This is a genomic window from Fodinibius saliphilus (assembly GCF_005869845.1).
GTDB lineage: Bacteria > Bacteroidota > Rhodothermia > Balneolales > Balneolaceae > Fodinibius > Fodinibius saliphilus.
The window spans coordinates 27,785-50,290 of the sequence record NZ_VAWF01000002.1; the positions used below are offsets into that span (position 1 = coordinate 27,785).

Below are 22,506 nucleotides of genomic sequence, written 5' to 3' on the forward strand. Positions count from 1 at the left end.
TGTAATTGTTTTAGATTAAAATTTTCCCAACCTAGACGTAACCTGTCCAAGCATTTCGTCTGTAGTTTTAATTGCTCGTTGCTGCGTTTCAAACATTTTCGTAGTCTGCATCATATCAACCATCTCATCAAGAGGATTTACATTCCCAGATTCATAATAACCTTGTCTTACCCTGCTAGAGTTATCATCAATCATAGCACTCTGCTGCACAGCAAAATAGTTACTACCCATGCGATCTAGCTGAGAGGTATCTTCTACTTGCACAATCTTCAATTTGTCAAGCACTTCGCTATTTAATCTAATGGTACCGTCATCGGCCACTTCAACTTTTGCCGGTTCTCCATTCTTTCCACCGGCTTGCAGATACTGAGGCATATATATAGGTCCTGAATCCCCCATAACCTTTGCTCCTCGTCCATCAACCAAATACCCATCATTACTAACATGCATTCGGCCATCGCGGGTCAGCTTTTGTCCTTCTTCACCTTGCACTACAAAAAAGCCTTTCCCCTTGATCCCCATATCAAGGTCGTTACCTGTTGCTTCCAAAACCCCTTGGGTCATATCTAATTCTTGCTGGGGCATAGCACGAGTTACAGATTTACCGTTAACTTCTTCCTGAACCATCCGATAAAATACCTTACTACCTTTAAAACCAGGCGTATTGATGTTTGCTAAATTATTAGCAGTAACATCTTGTGCTTTTCTAAGCATCTGCATCGCCTGCATTTGGGCCTGTATACCGTCAGTCATAAGATCCTCTACAATACTTCTTTGTTTCGTTAATAAAACTTCGGTTAGTACCGATTCAGATACATATACCTTCAAATTTTGTGCCACCTCCTCTTTTATCGAGGATTATTAAATTATTTACCTTGCCCCTGAACTAAATCAGTCGGTGTATATATATTTATATTATAAAGTATAGCATCCTCTACTGTCTTCTTGACCACTTCATTACTGCCCTTAAGTTTAAATTCGCTGTGCCCGCCTTGTTTAGGTGGGATAGTTTCATTTTCTCCGCATTCAGGGAAATGTTTTCCGTCAAAGCCGAGCTTTTCTTCCTCCGGACATTTATAAACAACCTCATAAGGATATAAAGCGACTTGTTTTTTATGTGGTACTGTATTTGATGTACTACACCCTTATGTCAGACCAAAGCTCGGCTCAAGAAAAAACGGAAGACCCCACACAGCAGAGGCTTGAAAAAGCTCGTGAGGAGGGGAATGTCAGTGTCAGTAAAGAAGTGTCTTCTGTTGTAATTATGGTAATATCACTATTTACCATCTTGAGTGTCGGAGAGTTCATCTATGGAAAATTTGTTCAGCTCTTCGAAACTTTTTTCCTCAATGCCGGGGCAGCCATTCAAAACCAAGATCAAGCTCTTGCATATCTTAAGGAGGCCTTCTTAGCTGGCTTCGAAGCGATGACCCCTCTTCTCATTGTATTAATCATTACCGCCTTCTTAGTAAATGCCATTCAAACCAAGATGGCTTTTTCCATAAAAGCCCTGGAACCAAAATTCAGCAACCTGAATCCCATAGAAGGAGTTAAAAACATCTTTTCCATGAAAGGGCTTATGGAGCTGGCAAAAGGGATAGTAAAGCTTACTGCTGTAGTAGGTATTGCATACTCCACTATTACCACCAATGCCAACACCTTTCTCTCTTTTGCTGTAACCCCTATGGAATATGGGCTGCAAGAGTCAGGGTACTATATACTCACTTTTTTAGGCAAAGTTTTTGCAGCTCTATTTGTCCTGTCCGTTGCTGATGCACTTTATCAGCAATATCAACATAAAGAAGATCTTAAAATGAGTAAGAAAGAAGTAAAGGATGAACGGAAAGAGTCTGAAGGGGACCCTCAAATGAAGGGTAAACGAAAGGAGATGGGACAGGCTCTCCGCCACAAACGAATGGACCATGCCGTACTAGAGTCTGATGTAGTAGTGACAAACCCAACACACTATGCCGTAGCGCTACAATATGATCCGGAAGCAAATAGCGCTCCGTTGGTAATGGCCAAAGGACAGCGTTATAAAGCACAAAAGATTAAAAAATTAGCCAGAGAATTTGATGTACCTATTGTAGAAAACAAACCGGTTGCCCAGGCACTTTTTGCTTCCGCAGAAGTCGACCAGCATATCCCAGAAGATATGTATCGGGCTGTCGCCGAAATTTTAGCCTACGTTTACAAACTTAAGAATAAACATAACATTTAACTGTAGAGAATGCCTTTTGCTAATATAAGTACAAACCAGCTTAAGGATCGGTTCATGAGGACCGATGTCCTAATTTCTTCGAGTATCATTGTCATTCTTTTGATAATGATTATTCCGTTCCCTCCAATGCTTATGGATTTTTTCCTGGCATTGAATATCTCGTTATCGATCGTGGTTATGCTGGTAGCCTTTTATACCCTAAAACCCCTGGAGTTTTCCGTTTTTCCGGGCATGTTGCTGATCCTGACTCTTTTTAGGTTGGCACTGAACATTGCATCAACTCGTCTTATTTTAAGTGAAGGATATGCAGGATCGGTCATTGAATCGTTCGGGGGCTTTATTGTTCAAGGCAATTATGTAATTGGGATTATCATTTTTGCAGTTCTTATCATTATTAACTTTGTCGTTATTACCAAGGGTGCAACTCGAATTGCCGAGGTAGGTGCTCGTTTTACGCTTGATGCGATGCCCGGTAAACAGATGTCTATTGATGCCGACCTAAGTGCCGGCCTTATTACCGACCAGCAAGCCAAACAACGACGTGAGGAAATTGCCCGAGAGGCTGATTTTTATGGTGCAATGGATGGTGCTAGTAAGTTCGTTCGCGGTGATGTTATTGCCGGATTGCTCATAACCTGTATTAATATTGTAGGTGGACTTGTGATTGGAACAGTCCAGCTTGGTATGCCGATGGCAGAAGCTGCTAAACTGTATACCTTAATGACTATTGGTGATGGTCTTGTATCACAGATTCCTGCACTTCTTATTTCAACATCAGCAGGTATTATTGTATCACGTGCTGCTTCAGAAGGCAACCTTAGTGATGACCTTACCAACCAACTATTGGGCGATCCCAAAACCCTGGTTATGGGGGCGACATTTGTATTCTTTATCGGCCTAATGCCGGGCCTGCCTGTTATACCATTCTGGTCAATTTCTGGCCTCTTTCTTTTGCTTGCTTATAAACGCCACCAGACCGAAGAGAAGCAAAGACAGATCGAGGAACAGCGACAAGACGAACTACCCGAAGGCGAGCAAGAAAAAGATCGCGTGGAAGATTATCTGCTGTTAGACACACTCGAGCTTGAAATCGGATATAGTTTAATCTCTATGGTTGAAGCCCAACAGGGTGGCGACTTGCTGGATCGTATAACATCTCTTAGAAAACAGTTAGCAGCTGAACTTGGAATTATTATTCCTTCTGTAAGAATTAGAGATAACGTTCAACTGGATGCTAACCACTATGTTATTAAAATGCGTGGTATTGAGCAGGGAGGCGGTGAGCTATTGCCCGACTATCATCTGGCCCTTATACCATCAGATTTTGATGCAAATATTCAAGGTATTGAAACCACTGATCCTACTTTCGGAATGGATGCCATTTGGGTGAGCGGAAAAAATAAATCCCAAGCGGAAAAATTTGGTCTTTCTGTCATTGAAGCCGGCGCCGTTATCACTACCCATTTAATGGAAGTTCTTAAAAAGAATGCACATAAGTTAATCGACCGACAGATGGTTAAGCGACTGGTTGATAATATTGAAGAGCAATCGCCGGCACTCATAGAAGAGTTGGTTCCAGAAGGCATGCAAATAGGTCAGATACAGAAAGTACTCAAGCGATTGCTCCGTGAACGCATCCCTATTAACAACCTGATAACCATACTTGAAACCCTGGCAGACTATTGCCATCAAACCGCCAATGTCGACGTTCTGACGGAGTATTGCCGTGCTTCTTTGTCTGAAACCATTACCCAGAAATTTGTTTCTGATGACAATGAAGTGGTGGTCGTAATGATGGATTCCTCTCTTGAATCTCGACTCATAGAGAAAGCTCAGCAAGGAGGATTAAATGCTAACACCCTGGGACTTGATCCAAATACTGTTGAATTGCTATACAAAAGTTCCTCAAAAACTTTTGAAAATATGATTCGCCAAGGATACGATCCGGTACTTTTAACATCACCGGTACTTCGTAATACACTCTTTGAGTTTTTGGCACCAATTTTGCCTGATATAAATGTGCTGTCATACAATGATATTAGTCAAAATGTACAGTTTAAAACTTTTGATCGTCTCAACATACAACGTGCTGAATTAAACGAACCCGCATCGGTATGAAATTGAATAAATTTTTAGGTAAAACTGTTGAAGCTGCTAAACAAAGTGCTCGGCAAATCTACGCCGATGATTATTCGCAGCTAAAAAGTGTTGTTCCCGATAAGGATAACGACAATGGACAAGGTTCGTCAAAAGAACATGCACAAGAGAACAATAGCCGTGATGACCAAGAAACGGCGACAAAACCTAATAAAGGGGTTGTTTTTGAACGCTCCGGTGCTTCACAAGCTGACTCCAATAAGGCAACAAAAAAAATTGATTCTAAGCTGGCTTCTATTCGAAAGTATGCAGCACAACAAACAAGTGAACAGATAGACCACAGCAACGAGTGGAAGTCTACTCCTGATAAAGAGGAACTAACGAAAAGTTTGAGTAACCCTACGGCCCAAAAAGCCCCCCCTATATATAGCCGCAAAGATATTAGACCCAAAGCGAAATCAGCAGGTACTAAAGAAAAGCGAATAAAGAACAGTTCTGATAAAAAGAAGGAAAAGAAATCTGTTCAGCAAAACCAACTGATGGATCAGCCTGTCAGCAAGCTACCTAATGATGGTCCCAAAAATACGGAGACAGAAACGCAAGAACATAGCAATGCCGACTTACACAAGCGGCTCGACAGACTGGAATCACTTATGCACCTCAGTTTATCATCGGGGTATGGGCAGTTTTGCGACCACCCGTTATTCCACAAATTGTTACACAAAGGTGTGCCACAAAAATTAGTGAATAACTGGTTCGATACCCTTAACCAACAGGGAATAGATCCGGATTTTCGACCACAGTTATTTCAGTCGAAACTTGCTCTTCTTATCCAGGATTTATTAGAAGGATCCAAAGCTGCAACAGAAGATGATATTCTATTGTTTTGCGGCCGTTCGGGTACAGGAAAAACACAATTAATAATGAAACTGTGCCAACACTCTTCGTTTTTTCAAAATAAAAACATTGCGGTTGCCAACTTTAACCCCATGCCAGGAAAACAGCTTTATTATAGTGTACTGGCACCATATTGCAAGAATAATGATATCGACTATTACCAGGTATCTGGTGTAGAAGAGGTGAATAATTTCCAAAACAGATGGAACACCTATGATCACATTCTTATCGATACGCCTGCAATAGAGGTAGAGGGACAGCATCGCATGGAAAAGATTTTAGCAATAAAAGAAACGCTTTCTGCCATCCGGGGAGTTGAAACGCAATACTTAATAAACACCGCAATAAACGGTAATGCTTTTAATGATCCTCTTGGTGTTGAGGTAGAAGCCGACCATATAGCACTAACACATATAGATCAATCGATCAAGTGGGGTAAAACCATGCAGCTGATCACCAACACAGATTATAAGCTACGCTACATAAGCAGCGGTCCAACTATCGCCGGGAATCTTCTCCCTTTTGATCCGGAGAAATTTGCCCAAAAACTAATACGGTAACCATAAATGCATGTGCATTAAAACTAAAATGGATTAACAACAATGAAATTATCGAACCCTATGCTTTTACGAATTATTACGGTTATATCACTTATCCAGTTTTTGTTATTGATGGTTTCCGGTGCTAGTGTCAATATTGCGCTTTATCGAAGCCTGTTGGTTTTCTTGATCCTCTTTTCACTGGTATATATTTCGATGTTTTTACTAAATATCATCCAGGAAAACAATTCAAAGACCGTATCAAGCAAATCAGCTGCAACAGAAAGCAACAATTCACAGAACAATAGTGGGGAATAATGATGTCTGAGAAAACACTTCAAGAACTTGCCGAGTTATTCTGCAAGAATCCATCAGATGGACTTCGCGATGCAATCATAAGTAAATCTATGCCACTTATACGCAGTATTATTGGGAAGATCAATATTCCCGATCAACCGCTCACCCAGCAAGAGGATATCGAAAGCGCGGGCATTAGTGGGCTTATACAAGCCATGGATTCCTATGATTGTGAACGAAATATCAAGTTCAATACCTTCGTTTACTATCGTATTCGCGGCAATATTATCGATTACCTTCGTAAAATTGATCAGCTACCGCGCAAAAAGCGTAAAGATTACGGGCAGGTTAAGAAAACGATACAGGAACTATCACAACAACTTGGTCGTAAACCCAGCGACGGAGAAGTTGCCAATGCGCTGGATATGAGTATCGAACGTTATCGCACGCTGCTCTCGAATGTACAAACCCGTAATGCGCTCTCTCTTGATAGCAGCTTAGGCAATAGTGGCGATGATTCCGGATCATTCTATGACATTCACGAAAATCCAAATGTTGAGCTCCCAGACCAAGATCTGGTTAATAAAGAGCGAACTGAAATATTGAAAGAGAAGATTGGAAATCTTAATGAGCGAGACCGTCTAATTCTTACGCTGTATTATTACGAGGATATGACTATGCAAGAGGTTGCCCTTTTGTTGGAACTGTCAGAAGCTCGAATCTCTCAAATAGTCGGAAGAATTTTACTTCAACTTAAAGAAGATTTGGTAGGTGAAAAGGTAACGGTTAGCTAAATAATAGTACGAACAGCTATACCGTTATCCCTTCCCTATTTATACTGTGATCTTACAAGGATTAAAAGCATTTAATATGGATGCGTCTTTGTCAAACCCTTTCTCTGCGCTTAAAAATTAGACTCTATAACACAATCTGCTACCAGTAGCAGATTACCCACCATAGCCTTTGACCTGCCCCCTTTGCCATCCCTTGCCCTTGTAATAGAACTTTTTGTAAAAACAGTCGAACATAAGCTATAAGAAATTTGTACACCCGCCACAGAAGGTTAAGTACAGACAGCATAACCACCTCATAGTTAGGCTTGAGGATTGCCTAACCAATTTCTATATATTCACTCCGACCGGGGAACTGGTACGCTTACAGCAAAGACGAAAAACACTCTTGCATTGGCCGAGCTTTGGTACAACAGAAAAACTGCATTTGCCCTTCAATTTCTAGACACCCGTCCAAACCCTCCGACAACTAACACGCAACCAAGTCTCATGACCTATCTTAAACTGCTGTCTACTTTTTGTTGCAATCCCACACTGGGCCTACCTTATTCTTCCCCTACCGGTAAGGGGAAGAACATTTTTTAAGCAATTTGAAGTAAGTGTATGGGTTGGTTTTTTATTGATTGAATATAGATGCCCTCTCTACCAGTATTGATAAAACACGAATATAATGCTGGTATACATAGTATAGTGATGAAAGATAGTGATCGACAATTGACAGGAAAAGCTATCCAGGAAACAACTTGAGCATATATGAAATAGTGTGTCAAATAAAGGCTCTTAGCAGGATAACCTTTCCAAGGGTTACTCCGCATACACATTTGGTTATTTAACTCGACTAAGCCTGGAATAAATTTTTGTATATGATGTCACAACTCATCTATTCCATAGAAATTTAGAAAAACAACTTATACTTCTTTCTTATTGCCATGGATTATTATCTTAAATTAAGACGAGAAAAGTTGGTCTTTGTTTACCTCAAGATCAGACAGTCATAACACTAAGAACTTCAACTATATAGTTAAACAACTGATCGAACATTGAACTGAATGCATCCGGCAAGTAAGGAAGAATCCAAGATAAGAGTGTAAACCCTAACAATAACTTTATGGGAATAGCAATAAACATAATATTTGCCTGCGGCATAACACGAGCAAAAATAGCCAGAGAGAGATCTAGAATAAATAAAACAATTAAGAAAGGGGCTGCAATCTGCACAGCAATCTTAAACAGATAATTAGCAACCTCAAGCATAAAGGGCCCGGCATATTGCAATTCGGCCTGATTTAGCGGTATCACTTCAAAACTCCTTGCTAACCCCTGTATATATATTTTATCCCCATCCATCGACAAAAAAATAAGCACAGCCAGCATACCAAATACATTACCTACCAAGTCACTCTTCTGCTGGGTCATCGTATTTACTATCTGGGCAAAACTCAGAGTAATCTTTAAGCTGATTAACTGCCCGGCCATCTCTATACCGGCGAATACGAGCTGACCTACTAATCCCATAGCAATACCTACTAACGCTTCCATTATAACTGCGGTAACCAGGAATGATAATGTAGGTTCAACCTGCCCTATTACACTTTCTGAGGGAATTACAAAGGTAAGTAAGAAGCTTGTTATAAGCGCAAAAAAAAGTTTTATTTTCTTTGGGAAAGCCGCTGAATTAAAGTAGGGAGCAGTCATTATTAAGCTACCTACCCGAATAAAAATCAGGAATACTGCCAATATATAACTAGTAGAAAAAAGAGACATACTATGGGCTTATTGAGTAGCTACCGGTTTATCATTTAGCAAGCTCAGGTATCATTTCAAAAATACTCTGGGTAAACCCAACAGCATATTGTAACATAAAGCCGAAGGAGAGAAATAAAATGATAGCTACAACAATCATTTTAGGAACATAACTGAGCGTCATTTCCTGTATCGAAGTTGCAGCCTGGAAAATAGCTACAGCTAATCCTATTACCAGGGCACCCATCATAGGAGGTGCCGAGAGGGTTACAACAGCTGTCAGCATTTCTTGTAACCAATGTAAAGCAGTTTCAACATTCATTGTATTTTTACCTTAATTAAAACTTTGGACCAGTGACTGAACCAGTAAATACCAGCCATCAGTCAATACAAACACTAGAATTTTAAATGGCAGAGATACCAGTACAGGGGGTAAGAACATAATACCCATCGATAATAATACCGATGCCACTACAAGATCTATAACCACAAATGGCAAGTAGATCATAAATCCTATTTGGAAAGCAATGCGCAGCTCACTCATAATAAATGACGGAACTACCACATAAAACGGGATATCTTCAAAACTCTGCACGGTTTCCACTTCAACCAGATCCATAAAGAAAAGAAGTTCTTTTTCCCGTGTTTGTTTTACCATAAATTCTTTTATCGGTATTGAGGCCTCTCCCAAAGCTTCCATCTGTGTAATTTCATCATTCAGATAGGGCTGTACAGCATCTTCATTTACTGCCTTAAAAGTAGGCATCATAATAAATATTGTGAGAAACAGAGCTAGGCCAATCAATACCTTATTAGGAGGCGATTGTTGAGTTCCGAGTCCCATTCTTAAGAAAAAGAATACTACTACGATGCGCGTAAAGCTGGTCATCATCGTAATAAAAGCAGAACCAAATGAGAGTATGGTTACCAATATAAGCGCCTGAACAGCTACTGAAAGGTCACCGTCATCCATACTAAGGTCGATGGGCGGAGCTGCCTGCACAAGGCTGGGAGCAGCATTCATATAAGAGCCTAAGGAGACGGATTGGGCCAACATACTCAAGGGCAAAAACAAAAGCAGCAGGCCTATTATTGCTGTAACCTTTGCCCAAGGACATTTCTTAAAACTTATCATAACTTACTTTTAAACAGTTTTGCGAACATTTCATTACCAGCAGTTTCTTCTTTAGGCATCTGCTCGGTCCATTCTACCTGCGAATAGCGATGCAACAGGTTTACCGCAGTTGATGTCACACCCAGTACCCAGATCTCATTATTCACTTCAACAATTTGCAGCTGCGCCCCTTCGCCCAAAATCTGGGTATCGATTTCGCGCTGCACTTTTTGCGCAGCATCAGAACTGCCTTTCTTATCAACCCAAAACCAAACACCGACAAGAATAAGCAGCAAAACCATAAAGGTGACCATCCCATTAGTAAAAATACTCGAAGAACCCTCTTTGGTACTCGCTTTTTGAGGGGACAATCCGGTTACTTTTGTAACCGCCGTGGTATCTGCAGACTGTTTTTTTTGAAGATATTGCGATGCGCTTGCACCTCCACTATAATCGACGTGCGAAAGTGTCATTACCCAAATGAGTAGCAATACTGCTGAAAGTCCCAATACGACCTTCAATATCTTTTTAGGCGGTACATTTAAAGACGATAATTTATTACGAAGATCCATTCTTCAGTTTAGCTAAGCGTTTTTTAGTTGTAACGAGACTAGATATTCGAACACCAAAATGTTCATCAATAACAACCACTTCACCCAATGCAATGCGATTGCCATTAACTAACACATCAACTGGTTCACCAGCCAATTTTTCCAGTTCGATAACCGATCCCTTTGCCAACTCTAACACCTTGCCCAGCGGCAGTTCAATACGTCCCAACTCTACCGAAACATCCAGTTCAACATCTTTTAGCAGATCCATACGGTGAGCAGTACCATTTGAACTGTCTTCATCTTCCGAAAACTCCGCAAATTCGATATGGCGTGCTGAAACTACTTCTTGTTCTTTCCCGTCTTTCGATCGAGACCCCGCATCAAAATCAGCAAATTCACTCTCTTCTTCCTCCTCCTCATCATTAAGGGAACTAATTTCAGTTCTTTGCTCACTGGTTTGTTCTTCGGCCTCTTCTGCTTCTTCAATCTCTTTTTGTTCAATTTCGGTTGCAGGGTCACCCAACAGAAATTCGGCCCGGACAGCTTCATCAGCGATTCCTTCGATATCCAACTTAGTCCAAAAGTACTCTCCATGCATGAGCTCTTCTTCCATCTCCTCCTTAGAAAGGACCTGCACCTCACCGAAGGCAATCTCTAAATCCTGCTCTTTGGCCTCTTTAATGACAACCTCCGACAGATCATCGGAAAACTCCTTTAAGAGACCAATTGTCTGTTCATTTTTTTCCTTCTCTTCAATGCCCAACATAATACTCGACAACAGCCCAAACCATTCTTTATCGAGTACTACAATCACATCAGAACTGCTGTTAAGCTCTCTAGCGTAGAGATATATATCTGTGTCGGCTGACTTTTCAAGTGACGATTCCTTTTCTACCCGTTCAAAAGCGCCAACCTCGATATCTGTTTCTTCAAACATCAATGAGGTTAAAAACTCTTCTATTGTAGGCAGATACTGCTCTAGTGTATCTTTTGGGATATCCATAATTATGTTATATGACTTCCTGTTCGTTAATTTCTTCTATCATTTCAAATACTTTTACTGCTCGTCGACCATGCAATACCCCGGGGTAACCCGACATCTTATGTACATTATTGACGAGTATATCTAACGGCTGGTCTGTACGCTGGTTAAGCGGAATAACATCCCCCTCTTCAAGATCTATAATATCATCAATAGAAAGCTTCGTAGAGCCCAACAACGGCTTAATATGTACACCGGCATTAGAAAGGGTATACTTATATGATTCCAGCTGTTCATCTGTTAATTTCTCCGTTTCAGTCTTTTTACCTTTTTTCAAAACCGAGTTGTTCATAGCCTCTTTAAGCAAGCTATACGGATAAGAGAGGTGGACTTTCACACTATGATCTTCAAACCCAATTTTCAGCTTTACGACGATAGTCGGATCTACTGACGCTAAATGAATATTCTCTGGCTTGCTCTCGTATGCTGACGAAGCAATATCAAATTCCATATAGGGTTCCCAGGCAATCATAACCTCTTCGTTAATCCTGTTTACAATCCGGGAAATAATTTTCTCTTCTATTGTGGTAAGCGTTCTTCTTTCTGATATCTGACCGCCGTATCCACCACTTTGTCGTTCTACTAGATGGATACAAAAGGCAGGGGGAATCACCATTATTATATTCCCAGCAAACTTCTCTACAGAAAGAAGATATATTGCGCTTGGGCTTTTTATCTTATTTATAAATTTGTTTGCAGAAAGCTGATCAATTTTTTGCAGTGACACATCCACCTTCTGACGGAGTGCACTACTGAAAATCCTGCTTAAACTACGAGCAAACATATCATGGAGAGAGCGAAGATTTCGCATAATCTCCTTACTAAAAAGCTTGGGCTGCTTAAAGTCGTAAGACTCTACATATTTTACATTATTAAGCTTTTGCTCAGACTTCTGAGTTTCCATAAAATTGGGACCGCTCGGGTGTTCATTAACATCATTGCATTACGTACTTAGAGTAATACAAATTGCGTACCGAACGTCTGCCAATTGCTTGATTTATTATCCTAATCAGATCTAACCGTAAGTCCTCTTTCCCTTTTATACCCTGCAGCTCAGACACTGACCGTGCAGAAAGATACTTAATAAGGTCATTACGAATTTTGGATTTCTTCTCCTTTAAAAGGTTAATATCCTCTTTCTTAACCAATTCAAGGGATAATTGAACCAATAAATACCGTTTGCCGTTAGTATTTGCCGGATTTATGATAATTTGCTCCAACTGGTATTTACCCGTCTGAGGTGGAAAAAAGCTATCTATATAGCTATAGATAGCTTCATAATTTTTTGAAATGATATAGTAAGACAGAAAAGCTTGTCCGCCGATTAATAAAACAATTAGGAAATATTTTCCAATTGTTCGAAATTTTGACGCTTTTGCCTTCCGTTTCTTACTATCAACAGAAGTGTTTTTATCTTTTTTACCTTTACCCATATCAATTTGTCTTAACTCAATTTTATCAAAATTGCTATCTATTCAGCAATAATTATGTCATTTCTTTACGGTACTGGCCGTTTTCGGTGATACGTTTTCATAATACCTTACGTATATCTCAACCCGACGATTCTTGCGCCTGCCTTCCTTTGTATCATTAGTTGTAACCGGTTTATACTCTCCAAAACTACTGGCTTCAAACTTGTGAGGCGACAGGGGCGCTTCCCTACTCATAAATTGAACTACCGAAACGGCTCTAGCAGCGCCAAGGTGCCAGTTAGACCGATACATAGAATTACTGGCGATGGGCACATCGTCGGTATGTCCCTGTGTTTTAACTTCTCGTACATCTCGCCCCATAACACCGCTTATCTTTTCTATCACATCTTTAGCCCGGGCTAATAAACGTGCCGACCCACTGTTGAAGGTTAGAGAATCACTAAGAGTGATTTTTACGCCATCTTTAATACGTTGTATTTTAACCTCAGAAGAAAGCCCCTGTTCTTCTAAATACTTCTTAATCTGCTCCCACTCTTCACGCAACGTGTTATTACTCGGTTGTTTTCGAGAAGCATTATTCTCGTTAACAACACTCACAGACGATTGAAAGTGAGAAATAAAATTATTGAAAGTGGATTGATCGATACCGGGTGTAAGTACATACAACAGCACAAAGAACACTAATAAAAGTGTTACCAGGTCGCTGTACGTTACTAGCCAGTTTCCATTTCCAGATTCTTGTTCAGAGTCTCCCATTCTTCATCCTGAATTTCAATCCATTGGTTATATAACTTTTGATCCCGATCGTTACCGATAGAGAGCTCTTCATGGTACTTTTTGTACTCAGCTCTGCTCTTAGGGTCAACATGTATCAACATTTTTTTCTCCATGATACGAGGGTTTTCGCCCTCCACCATTGAAAGGATGCCTACTCTGAACATCTCTTTCCTGTTCAGATCCAATTTGCTCAAATACTGCAATTTACCGGCCAAAGGGCCCAGCAGCATATTTGCAAGGATAGTTCCATACAGGGTTGTAATTAATGCCACCGATAATCCTGCCCCCAGCGATTCTGGATCCGAAATATTTTGTAACATCAGTACCATACCTATTACTGTTCCAATCATTCCAAAGGCAGGGGCATACTCAGCCATAGAGTCTAATACCTTAACAGAAACTTTTAACTGTCGCTCCTGCGCCTGAATTTCATCTCTGAGGATATTCGCCAAGCTTTCCTTATTAAATCCATCTACAGCCAATTGCATACCGTTTTTTAAAAAATCATCTTCAATGTTCGCTACATCAGAATCAATTGCCAACAATCCCTCGGTTCGTGTCTTTCTGGCAAACATGCGCATAAGCTCCATATCTGTCCTGAGATCCACCGATTTTGCGCTCATCATCTTTTTAATTGTTTCGAAACTGTTCTTGATGTCTTCGAAACTATAGTTGATCATTGTAGCTGCTACAACACCTCCAGAAACCATTAAAAAGGATGAAAAACTGGCAAATATAACAATATCACCCTGCAGCACAATGGCTCCAATGATCAAAGTAAACCCAAGTATAAAACCGATATTTGTTGATCTGTCTAGCATGTGCTTATTATCGGCAAGCACGACCAAAACTTAACAGTGAAATTAATTCTACCAAGATAGTCTGATGGAGAGCATTTAGATTAACTACCTAATCATTAAAAAAATGATGGGGGATATTATGGCCATGCCACTACAATACCCCTCTAGCATATTCAATATCATTATCTTTTGTTTTTCAGGGCTTTACAGCCCCTCCTACAATGGTATCGCCATACCAGCCTACCATCTTACGTTCTCCCCTCAAAAGCTGTTCATTAGCATATTTTACAAAACCACATAAAAACGCCCCACCCTTATATATAGTAACTTAGTTACCTATTATAAGAACGAGGCGTCTGCTTATGGGGAAGTCTTACCGTCTGGTCTGTTAATTATCGTTTCAAGTTCACTGCCTCTGTTAGCATTTCGTCTGAAGTACTTATTACTCGTGCACTAGACTGGTAGGCACGCTGGGCAGTAATCATTTCAGTAAACTCTTGAGCGAGATCTACATTTGATCCTTCAAGAGCTCCTGAAGTAATATCTGTATTGGAAAAATTTTCTGCAGAGTCTACAAAAACCTCTCCTGCTGCAGACGTTGCTTGAAACAAGCCTCCGCCTACCATTTCCAATCCGTCTTCATTCTGTACATCAGCAAGTGCCAACTGGGCAAGATCCTTATTTTGCCCATTGTCATAGACTCCCTGAACGGTACCTGTACCATTAATACGTACATCAACGAGAGAACCTTGGGTATAGCCGTCTTGGCTTAATACCTTGGCTGTATTAGCACCTGCATACTGTGTAAAGGAAGTTCCATCAGTATTTCCTAACCTCCCATCAAAGGTGGTAGTACCTGCACCATTACCGGGTTCAAACTCAATAGCAAAGGTATCACCTGAAGTAACCTGTCCCATTTCGTCAAAGGTTACTGTTCCAGTAGCCCCACTATTGATGGTTTCTCCATCAGCAAACTGTGCCTCATACTCCCATGTATTTTCGGCCGTTTGTGTAAAATCAAGTAACAGTGAATGCTCCTGTCCCAGATCATCATACACCGTTGTACTCATGGTCTGAGTCTTAGTATCTCCTTCCTGAGAAATCTGGAAGCCCGGAAAATTAAATGTCCCAGTACCACCACTTACAGATACTGAATCAATATTCAAATCGCTGTCTCCCAAGTTGTCAGACTTAAGTTCCAGCATACCATCTACCATACGAAGTTGTCCATCAAGATCAGCATCTGCATCAATTGCAGTATTAAGTGTGCTTAACATATCGCCAACCGTATCTCCAGAAGAGTAAGAATAACTAACCGAAGTTGTGGTCGAACCATCATTTGACGTCATATTCATAGTTACAGTCTCACCGCCACCTAAGCCCGACGTTTGACTAAGGTCTGCAATAGCTGTTCCTGAATCAGCAAGGTCTCCACTACTGTCAGTAAGAGCACTTTGTGCCGTAATTACTTGTCTTATACTGGTATCAGCATTCAGGTTACCGCCTAAATTCACTTCCGTAGTTTTTTGAGGAGACAATGCATTTTCGAAGTCAATTTGCACATTATCTGTTGCTCCTCCGCCCAAAATTGTGCCGGACTCATTGGCATTATATCCTTGTACAAAGCTGCCGGAAGAGGTAACTAAATTTCCATTTTTATTGAAGGTAAAATTACCGGATCGAGTCATAAGGTCCTGCCCACCAGCATTGACAAGGAAATATCCATCTCCCTGTAGGGCAAGGTCAGTAGCGTTCCCGGTATTCTCAATAGTTCCTTGGCTAAAATCTCGATCTACAGAGGCAACACGCACTCCCAAACCGACTTGGTTACTTAATGAAGGCGCAGACTCTCCACCGCTGGCTCCTCCTATATTTTCATTCATCAGCTCCGAAAAAGTAACATTGGAAGATTTAAACCCTGTGGTATCAACGTTCGCAATGTTATTTCCGATCGTATCCATCTTGGTTTGAAACCCTTTCAAACCGCTTACCCCTGCATTTAAAGACTTAATTAAAGACATATTGTACTCCTTATTTTATTATAAGCGGCAGCCTAAAAATGCTTGCTGCCTGATTTATTAAATTAATTGTTTGAACTACTCATTTATGATGAAGAACTCTGGATCCCCACAGTTTCAACATTACCGATTGGTACTTCTACCCCGTCAACTGATATTAAAACACCATCACCACTGAAACGGATTCTATTTGCAGTACCTTCAGTAAACATCCGTGCTTTTACACCTTTATCTCCATTTGTAGCTTTAACCTCAATACTGTATTGCCCTTCGGCCACCGTTCGACCGTCGTTATTTCGACCGTCCCAGGTCCAGGTATTTGCACCATTGGAACCTCCATTCAGGCTTTCCGTTCTAACAGTACTGCCTGCTGCATCTTTGACGATGATCTCAACATCTTCTGCAGTGTTATTCAATTCAAAATTGATATCAACACTACCACCGGCATCGAGATTCACCTTATTACTCAGGGCCCGTACACTTTTCCCAGTAAGCGAAGCGGCCATAGAATTCGTCATCTCGGTCCGCATCATTTCCTGAGTCTGTTTTAGTGATGAGACCCCTTTATTAACTCCTACAAGCTGTTCTACAGAGTTAAATTGGGCCAACTGTGAAGCAAACTCTTTCCCGTCCATCGGATTTATTGGATCTTGATTCTTCATCTGGGCAACCAGTAATTTTAGAAACTGGTCTTGCCCCAGCTTTTTATTACTTCCTGCTGACTGGCCCTGCCCTAAAAACGATGACTGGGCTCCTAATTGACTAACATCCATAACTATTAACCTCTATTATTTTTTAAGCTGTCCATTCCATTTTGTTGTAACCAAAATTTCGGACAGAATTCAGAGTTACCTGCTCGGCCTTTTCTGATGTCAATTCATTATTTAAAAAATTATTTTTATACCCTTCCTTACTATTTGAAGAGCTAGAATCTCCTGAAAACCCTGAAGAGTTTTCATGCTCATTATTTTCTAATTGCAAATCAATATCAGTACCAAATTCCTGCTTCAGGTGATCACGTATATGTTGTAAATTTTGCTGTAGCAATTTGCTCAACTCTGTATTTACTGATCCCATTTTGACTTGTAACACACCTTTCGATTCTCGAACCGAAAGCTGAACTTTTTTACCATCGTCTAATACAAAATTATGCTTCTGCCACTGTTCCGGTGTTTTCTTAGCTTCCGATGCAGCTTTCAGTACACTTTTTGTTAAACCCGATAGCATATTCTTACGAAGTGACACATTCGCAATCGGCATTTGGTTTAACCGCATTGTCGCATTATTAAATACCTTCTTATTTCCTTCTTTATCTTCCTTCTTATCTGCAGGATTACTACTTTCTTGCTCCCACATAATCTGCTGATTGTCAAAAGAGATCGAAGTATCAGTCGGACTCACATTCGAATGTTCACCGGTTGAAGAAGCAGGTACAGCTTCTGCCGAAGCCCCCATTCGTCCCATACCCATTCTCATGGCACTACCGGGATCAGGTAATCGCTCCCTTTTAGCGTTTTTAGAATCAGATCCTTTTTCTTTCTTAACTTGCTTTTCTACCTGCATACTTTTCATCTCAAATCCTTTCTCAGAGATACCGCCGGCAGTATTTTTCTGGAAGAAATTATTAATCAGCTTCCGTTGCTTTTCTGTGAGCTGAACCTTGTTGTCTTTGCTATTAGCATCAGCAACCTGTTTCTCGTGCTGTTTTGAAACAACTTTTTCTTTCTTCGTTTTCTGTGGGTCCTGCTCTTGCCTCAAAAAGGGTGATCCCTTTTTCGTCACTTTAGAATTTTGTTCTTTATCCGATAAAATTGCTTTTTCTGCTCCAGTTTTATCCGGTGATTCATTATCGGCAGCGATCTCTTTTTTAGTCATCTTTGCATCTTGCCGATCTAAAACATTTTTAGGATTAGTAATCTTACGGTCACCTTGGTCGACATTCTGGTGATTAACGGTACTAGGCTCAACAACCTTACTGCCCTCTGCTTTACCGGTCGTTCCCGTCGCAGCTTGGGAGGCTTTAGATGTTTGTTCAGAACCCGTTTCTTTCTGAGCAGTTAGTCCCTTATCCAAGGTATTTTTTACATCCTTCTGGACTTCAACTTTTGTAGTATGCTTGTCAGCCGACTCTGTAATAGTAGGTCTTGAAGTCTTCTTACTTTCTACAGCTTCTTTTGACTGCACCGATTCTGTAACTGAAGATTTTGGTGATTCATCTACTTGTTTCTGGGGTTGGGGCGTAGAAGATGCTTTAACATTCCCAACCGAATAGTTTTTAGCCTTTCCCTGGTTGCCTTTATCAACCGCTCCCTTAGTGGACGAACCAGACTCTAACGGTTTCTCTGTTATGGGTATATTTTTACTATTTTCACCTGCCTTTAACTCAACTTTTGTTTTTTCAGTAGGTACAGGTTTTTCACTTCCTAATTGCTGAAACCTATTGCTAGCACTATTGGTAATATTATTTTTCTGTTCGTTATTTTCTGCTGTTGTAACAACCTTCCTAGTCGTTTTATCAGCTGTTCCCTCTTCAGCTTCTTGCTGTTTGTTAATAATCTCTTCAGGATTAGAAGTGTTATTATTTAGCTGTTTTGGGGTAGCACTAGTTTTTTCATTCGCACTCTGGGTGCCTTTCTCACCTTTTTCAGTATTTTTCAATTCCTGGCTTGTCACTTCTTCAGAATCGCCTTCTTCTTCAATCACCTCAGTATGTTGTGTTCCTGGTGCTGTAAGAATCGGTCCTGGCTTAGTTAATTTTGAGACCTTTTCTGAGTTCTGGTCGGCACTGACGGTAGTAAATTTTCCACCAAGAATATTTAATACTGCCGACTTATTTTGGCCTGCCTTAGTATCCTCAGCAGTTAAAGGAACTTTTAACAGGCTCTTCTTTTCATCGGTTGAAGCTTTTGACTGCAAAGACTGCAATAACGATTGGAATACCTTCTTTGATGAGGTTGCCCCTTCACTACTATTACCTTCTAATGTCTGCGAAGATGCTTCTTTACCGTTTGCCGCCTGCGAAATTAATTTACTTATCATATTACATTACCTCCGTCATAAGTTTAGCAGCACGCTTGGATTGTAATGAGCGTAACAATTTTTTCCGTTGTCGAGAACTTCCACTTTGATAGAGCCGCACTAATTCCTTATCACTTAGTTCATTAATAATGGGAGCTAAATTTTCATCATCTAAACTCAACAAGCTCTTTACTTTTTCAGCAAAAGCTTCTTCATCCATTATCATGCTATTTTCTTTTTGGGCTTGGCTAATACTATCTTGGAAAGCCAATTCTTGGCGTAACAGATTGAGACTATCATTTTGAGTCACTACCAAAGAGCTAAGAGAGTCATTTTTTATCGTTAGTGAATCAACTTTAGCTTTCAACTTTTTAATATTTTCTTGAAATACTTTTTCCTTTCCTTTTAAGGTTTCGGAATTACCGCCGATAATCCCTATATCATTAATATCATCATTACCATTGTTGGTTGTATTGATAGTAGTATTAGTAGTAATGATGTTATTGTTTGCACTCGTATCAACAATTGCCGGAGTATCTTTATATTTTTCGGCTATTTCTTCGTATTCCTGCTCATTGATATATGGGAATAAGAAATAGATAACTACCATCAGTGGCAGTATCGGTCCCAGAATAAAGGCAGCTATTTTAAGTATCTTCTTTACCATTGGTCCTAATTATTTGCTATAAGATTGCGTAGCGATCTCATCCATCATTTTTCGCTGTTGCCTTGAAAGTTTTTCCAGAAAAAGCTCATGTTCTTCTTCTTTTATTTTTTCCATGATATGACGCTTTTTATGGACTTCAGCTAATTTATCACGTTCTTGCTCTATAGCATTTTCTACAATTCTCAAATTATTATTTAGCTCTTCAACCTCTTTGTGCAGTGAGTTTATATATCTTCGGTGGCGCTTCAAATCATGCAGATTCCGAAAATCATTCACATCAGCTGTATCAAGATGAGCTTTCAATTTTTCTTTAAGCTTTTCCTTTTTGCTAGCGATAGCCTTCTTTTTCGACATCTTTTCAGCAAGCTTCTGCTTCTGAAGCTTTTCTTCATGTTTCCGGACTTTCAAAACCGGCTCTAAGGAAAAATCAAACTTCATATTCTTTTATACCTCTTCTATTCAACTATCTTTTTAATTGTATTCCACAAATCAATTTCAAAGTCCACTTCCGTTATATCTTGTATCAAAAATGATTCCAAATCTTCTCTTTTCGCAATTGCTTTGTCAATTTTCGGATTCGACCCTTCAACATATGCCCCAATATTGATTAGGTTTTCAGCCTCGCGATAGGTACTTATCAGATCGCGAACCTGACCTGCCAAATCACGCTGTTCCTTCGTTACAATACTTGGCATAACACGCGAAATACTTTCAGGAACATCAATAGCAGGATAATGATTTTTATGGGCTAATCGCCTTGAAAGCACGATATGCCCGTCTAATATTGATCGTACTGCATCGGCAATAGGCTCATTCATATCGTCACTATCAACCAATACAGTATAAATCCCAGTGATACTTCCATTGCCTGTTTTACCTACTCTTTCCAAGAATTTTGGGAGCATAGAAAACACACTTGGTGTGTATCCTTTAGTCGTTGGCGGCTCCCCTGTGGCAAGCCCAACTTCTCTTTGAGCCATGGCTACACGAGTTACTGAATCCATCATTAACAGGACATTTTTTCCTTTCTCACGGAAATATTCCGCAATAGAAGTAGCAGTATAAGCTGCTTTTATTCTACTCATTGCTGATTTATCGGATGTCTCTGCAACTACTATTGAACGTTTCAACAGTTCTTCGTCCAATGTTTCATCCAAAAATTCCTGGACCTCACGTCCCCTTTCGCCGATAAGCGCAATAACATTGATATCAGCATCGGAATGTTTCGCAATCATCCCCAAAAGCACACTTTTTCCAACTCCAGACCCTGCAAACAACCCTACCCGCTGTCCCTTGCCAATAGTATTCAAACCATCAATAGCTCTAATACCGGTAGACATAACCTCATTAATAGGTTCACGCTCTACCGGAGAGGGGGGATCGTTATGTACAGGCTGGTGATCGCTACAAAGTATCGGACCTTTTTGATCTATGGGATCACCATTGGCATCAACTACACGACCAAGCATCTCCGGCCCTACTGAAACTGTAAGTGACTGCCCCATATATTCAACCTTACACCCCGATCGCATTCCTTTTATCTGGTCATAAGGCATTAACAGCGCTTTATGATCTTTCAACCCTACCACCTCAGCCGGAATCATATCACCCATGATATTTTCTATACCATATACTTCTCCTACGCTGGCATGTAAACCGGTACATTCGATGATGGTACCTACAATAGAGGCTACCTTCCCATACTTCTTACTTTTGAGAGGGTAGTCACGAAGCTGTAATCGAATCTGCCCGATATGTTTCGATATTTGATCGGTTGGATTTATTTCCATGAAGGGAGTGATAGGTTTTCTCTAAAATCATTTAATATCTCCTTAAACCGGTAAACGACCATCTTTTTATCTGTTTCGAACTCAAATTCGCCCGGATTACAATCCTCACTAACTCGAATTGTCAAGGTGGCTTCGGGTGCATACTTTTCCACCAAATCTTTTACATATTGATAGTCGCTTTCGCAAACACGAAGAAGTGGTTTAACCTCTTCTTCAGCACCATGCAATAACACTGATAGTTCCTCCTTCATTAATTCTCTAATCTCAGGATTTTCTACAGGTATGCCTACGATCTCTTCTGCAATTTCGAATGACAAGTCCAGCAAACCGGGATTTAACGCCTCATGTCTTTCATGCCACTCTTTATGGGCTTGCTCAAACATAGTTTCAAGTTGTTTCTCTTTTTGCTTAAACTCTTCTTTTGCTTCTTGGTACCCCTGCTCTTTACCTTGCTCTACTCCTTTTGAATAAGCAGCAGCCCGTGATTTCTTTAACCGTTCCTTCCACTTTTTATCTCGTTCCTTAAGCAATTCTTGAACATCCACCTGCCGGCCTTCAGGCTCAACATCATTAGTCTCATCCTTTTGAATAGACCGATCAGCTTGAAAACTATCAGCCTCCTCAAATGCAACCTGGTAGTCCAGTTGGTTATTGTCATCTTCATACCAGCTAACCTGATCGGTATTAAATATTTTTTGGTCTTCCATA

At 40.3% G+C, this 22,506-nt stretch carries 22 protein-coding genes; 5 read left to right on the top strand and 17 right to left on the bottom strand.

The genetic code is table 11. From position 1 onward, the window contains the following. Positions 1-15: 15 nt before the first annotated feature. Positions 16-840, bottom strand: coding sequence for a flagellar hook-basal body protein (locus tag FCN14_RS08095; RefSeq protein ID WP_138430774.1), 825 nt, complete (start codon positions 838-840; stop codon positions 16-18). Between the two features lie 307 nt (positions 841-1,147). Here FCN14_RS08095 and flhB point away from each other — a divergent pair, with 307 nt between their 5' ends. From flhB to FCN14_RS08120, 5 genes are read left to right on the top strand one after another with little or no spacing between them, the layout of a single operon-like run. Then, a complete protein-coding gene (gene flhB, locus FCN14_RS08100; RefSeq protein ID WP_171032854.1) occupies positions 1,148-2,221 on the top strand; it encodes a flagellar biosynthesis protein FlhB in 1,074 nt (357 codons plus the stop codon). A 54-nt stretch (positions 2,222-2,275) separates the two neighbouring features. After that, positions 2,276-4,339 carry a flagellar biosynthesis protein FlhA gene (flhA, locus tag FCN14_RS08105; RefSeq protein WP_246043149.1) on the top strand — a complete coding sequence of 688 codons (2,064 nt, stop codon included), beginning with the start codon at positions 2,276-2,278 and terminating at the stop codon, positions 4,337-4,339. Further along, positions 4,336-5,775 carry a P-loop NTPase family protein gene (locus FCN14_RS08110; RefSeq protein ID WP_138430777.1) on the top strand — a complete coding sequence of 480 codons (1,440 nt, stop codon included), beginning with the start codon at positions 4,336-4,338 and terminating at the stop codon, positions 5,773-5,775. The genes flhA and FCN14_RS08110 overlap by 4 nt, the downstream gene beginning before the upstream one ends. A 42-nt stretch (positions 5,776-5,817) precedes the next feature. Further along, positions 5,818-6,072: a hypothetical protein gene (locus FCN14_RS08115; RefSeq protein ID WP_138430778.1), complete on the top strand. Its 255-nt coding sequence runs from the start codon at positions 5,818-5,820 to the stop codon at positions 6,070-6,072. Further along, on the top strand, positions 6,072-6,845 hold the full coding sequence (locus FCN14_RS08120; protein ID WP_138430779.1) for a sigma-70 family RNA polymerase sigma factor: 774 nt from the start codon (positions 6,072-6,074) through the stop codon (positions 6,843-6,845). Before FCN14_RS08115 ends, FCN14_RS08120 begins: the two co-directional genes overlap by 1 nt. A 981-nt stretch (positions 6,846-7,826) precedes the next feature. Here FCN14_RS08120 and fliR read toward each other — a convergent pair. The 16 genes from fliR to FCN14_RS08200 form a co-directional block, all read right to left on the bottom strand. Continuing rightward, a complete protein-coding gene (gene fliR / locus FCN14_RS08125; protein WP_138430780.1) occupies positions 7,827-8,606 on the bottom strand; it encodes a flagellar biosynthetic protein FliR in 780 nt (259 codons plus the stop codon). A 31-nt stretch (positions 8,607-8,637) separates the two neighbouring features. Next, positions 8,638-8,907: a flagellar biosynthetic protein FliQ gene (locus FCN14_RS08130; RefSeq protein WP_138430781.1), complete on the bottom strand. Its 270-nt coding sequence runs from the start codon at positions 8,905-8,907 to the stop codon at positions 8,638-8,640. A 12-nt stretch (positions 8,908-8,919) separates the two neighbouring features. Continuing rightward, on the bottom strand, positions 8,920-9,642 hold the full coding sequence (fliP, locus tag FCN14_RS08135; protein WP_138431272.1) for a flagellar type III secretion system pore protein FliP: 723 nt from the start codon (positions 9,640-9,642) through the stop codon (positions 8,920-8,922). A 74-nt stretch (positions 9,643-9,716) separates the two neighbouring features. Further along, a complete protein-coding gene (locus tag FCN14_RS08140; RefSeq protein ID WP_138430782.1) occupies positions 9,717-10,271 on the bottom strand; it encodes a flagellar biosynthetic protein FliO in 555 nt (184 codons plus the stop codon). Continuing rightward, the gene (fliN, locus tag FCN14_RS08145; RefSeq protein WP_212747606.1) at positions 10,258-11,256 is read right to left on the bottom strand and encodes a flagellar motor switch protein FliN; all 999 of its coding nucleotides are present in this window, start codon (positions 11,254-11,256) and stop codon (positions 10,258-10,260) included. The genes FCN14_RS08140 and fliN overlap by 14 nt, the downstream gene beginning before the upstream one ends. A 7-nt stretch (positions 11,257-11,263) precedes the next feature. Continuing rightward, positions 11,264-12,199 carry a flagellar motor switch protein FliM gene (locus FCN14_RS08150; RefSeq protein ID WP_138430783.1) on the bottom strand — a complete coding sequence of 312 codons (936 nt, stop codon included), beginning with the start codon at positions 12,197-12,199 and terminating at the stop codon, positions 11,264-11,266. A gap of 31 nt (positions 12,200-12,230) precedes the next feature. After that, complete coding sequence (locus FCN14_RS08155) at positions 12,231-12,728, bottom strand: flagellar basal body-associated FliL family protein (protein ID WP_138430784.1); 498 nt, start codon at positions 12,726-12,728, stop codon at positions 12,231-12,233. Between the two features lie 57 nt (positions 12,729-12,785). Then, positions 12,786-13,484, bottom strand: coding sequence for an OmpA/MotB family protein (locus tag FCN14_RS08160; protein ID WP_138430785.1), 699 nt, complete (start codon positions 13,482-13,484; stop codon positions 12,786-12,788). Continuing rightward, on the bottom strand, positions 13,442-14,326 hold the full coding sequence (locus FCN14_RS08165) for a motility protein A (protein ID WP_138430786.1): 885 nt from the start codon (positions 14,324-14,326) through the stop codon (positions 13,442-13,444). Before FCN14_RS08165 ends, FCN14_RS08160 begins: the two co-directional genes overlap by 43 nt. A gap of 371 nt (positions 14,327-14,697) precedes the next feature. Further along, positions 14,698-16,326, bottom strand: coding sequence for a flagellar basal-body rod protein FlgF (gene flgF / locus FCN14_RS08170; RefSeq protein ID WP_138430787.1), 1,629 nt, complete (start codon positions 16,324-16,326; stop codon positions 14,698-14,700). Between the two features lie 83 nt (positions 16,327-16,409). Continuing rightward, positions 16,410-17,096, bottom strand: coding sequence for a flagellar hook assembly protein FlgD (locus FCN14_RS08175; RefSeq protein ID WP_138430788.1), 687 nt, complete (start codon positions 17,094-17,096; stop codon positions 16,410-16,412). Between the two features lie 22 nt (positions 17,097-17,118). Continuing rightward, a complete protein-coding gene (locus FCN14_RS08180) occupies positions 17,119-19,362 on the bottom strand; it encodes a hypothetical protein (RefSeq protein WP_138430789.1) in 2,244 nt (747 codons plus the stop codon). 1 nt (position 19,363) lies between these two features. Beyond that, positions 19,364-20,008: a hypothetical protein gene (locus tag FCN14_RS08185; protein ID WP_138430790.1), complete on the bottom strand. Its 645-nt coding sequence runs from the start codon at positions 20,006-20,008 to the stop codon at positions 19,364-19,366. Between the two features lie 9 nt (positions 20,009-20,017). Next, positions 20,018-20,446 (bottom strand): flagellar export protein FliJ, encoded by a 429-nt coding sequence (fliJ, locus tag FCN14_RS08190; RefSeq protein WP_138430791.1) that lies wholly within the window; start codon positions 20,444-20,446, stop codon positions 20,018-20,020. 17 nt (positions 20,447-20,463) lie between these two features. Next, a complete protein-coding gene (locus FCN14_RS08195; RefSeq protein ID WP_138430792.1) occupies positions 20,464-21,798 on the bottom strand; it encodes a FliI/YscN family ATPase in 1,335 nt (444 codons plus the stop codon). Next, positions 21,789-22,505: a FliH/SctL family protein gene (locus FCN14_RS08200; protein WP_138430793.1), complete on the bottom strand. Its 717-nt coding sequence runs from the start codon at positions 22,503-22,505 to the stop codon at positions 21,789-21,791. Before FCN14_RS08200 ends, FCN14_RS08195 begins: the two co-directional genes overlap by 10 nt. Between the last annotated feature and the right edge of the window lies 1 nt (position 22,506).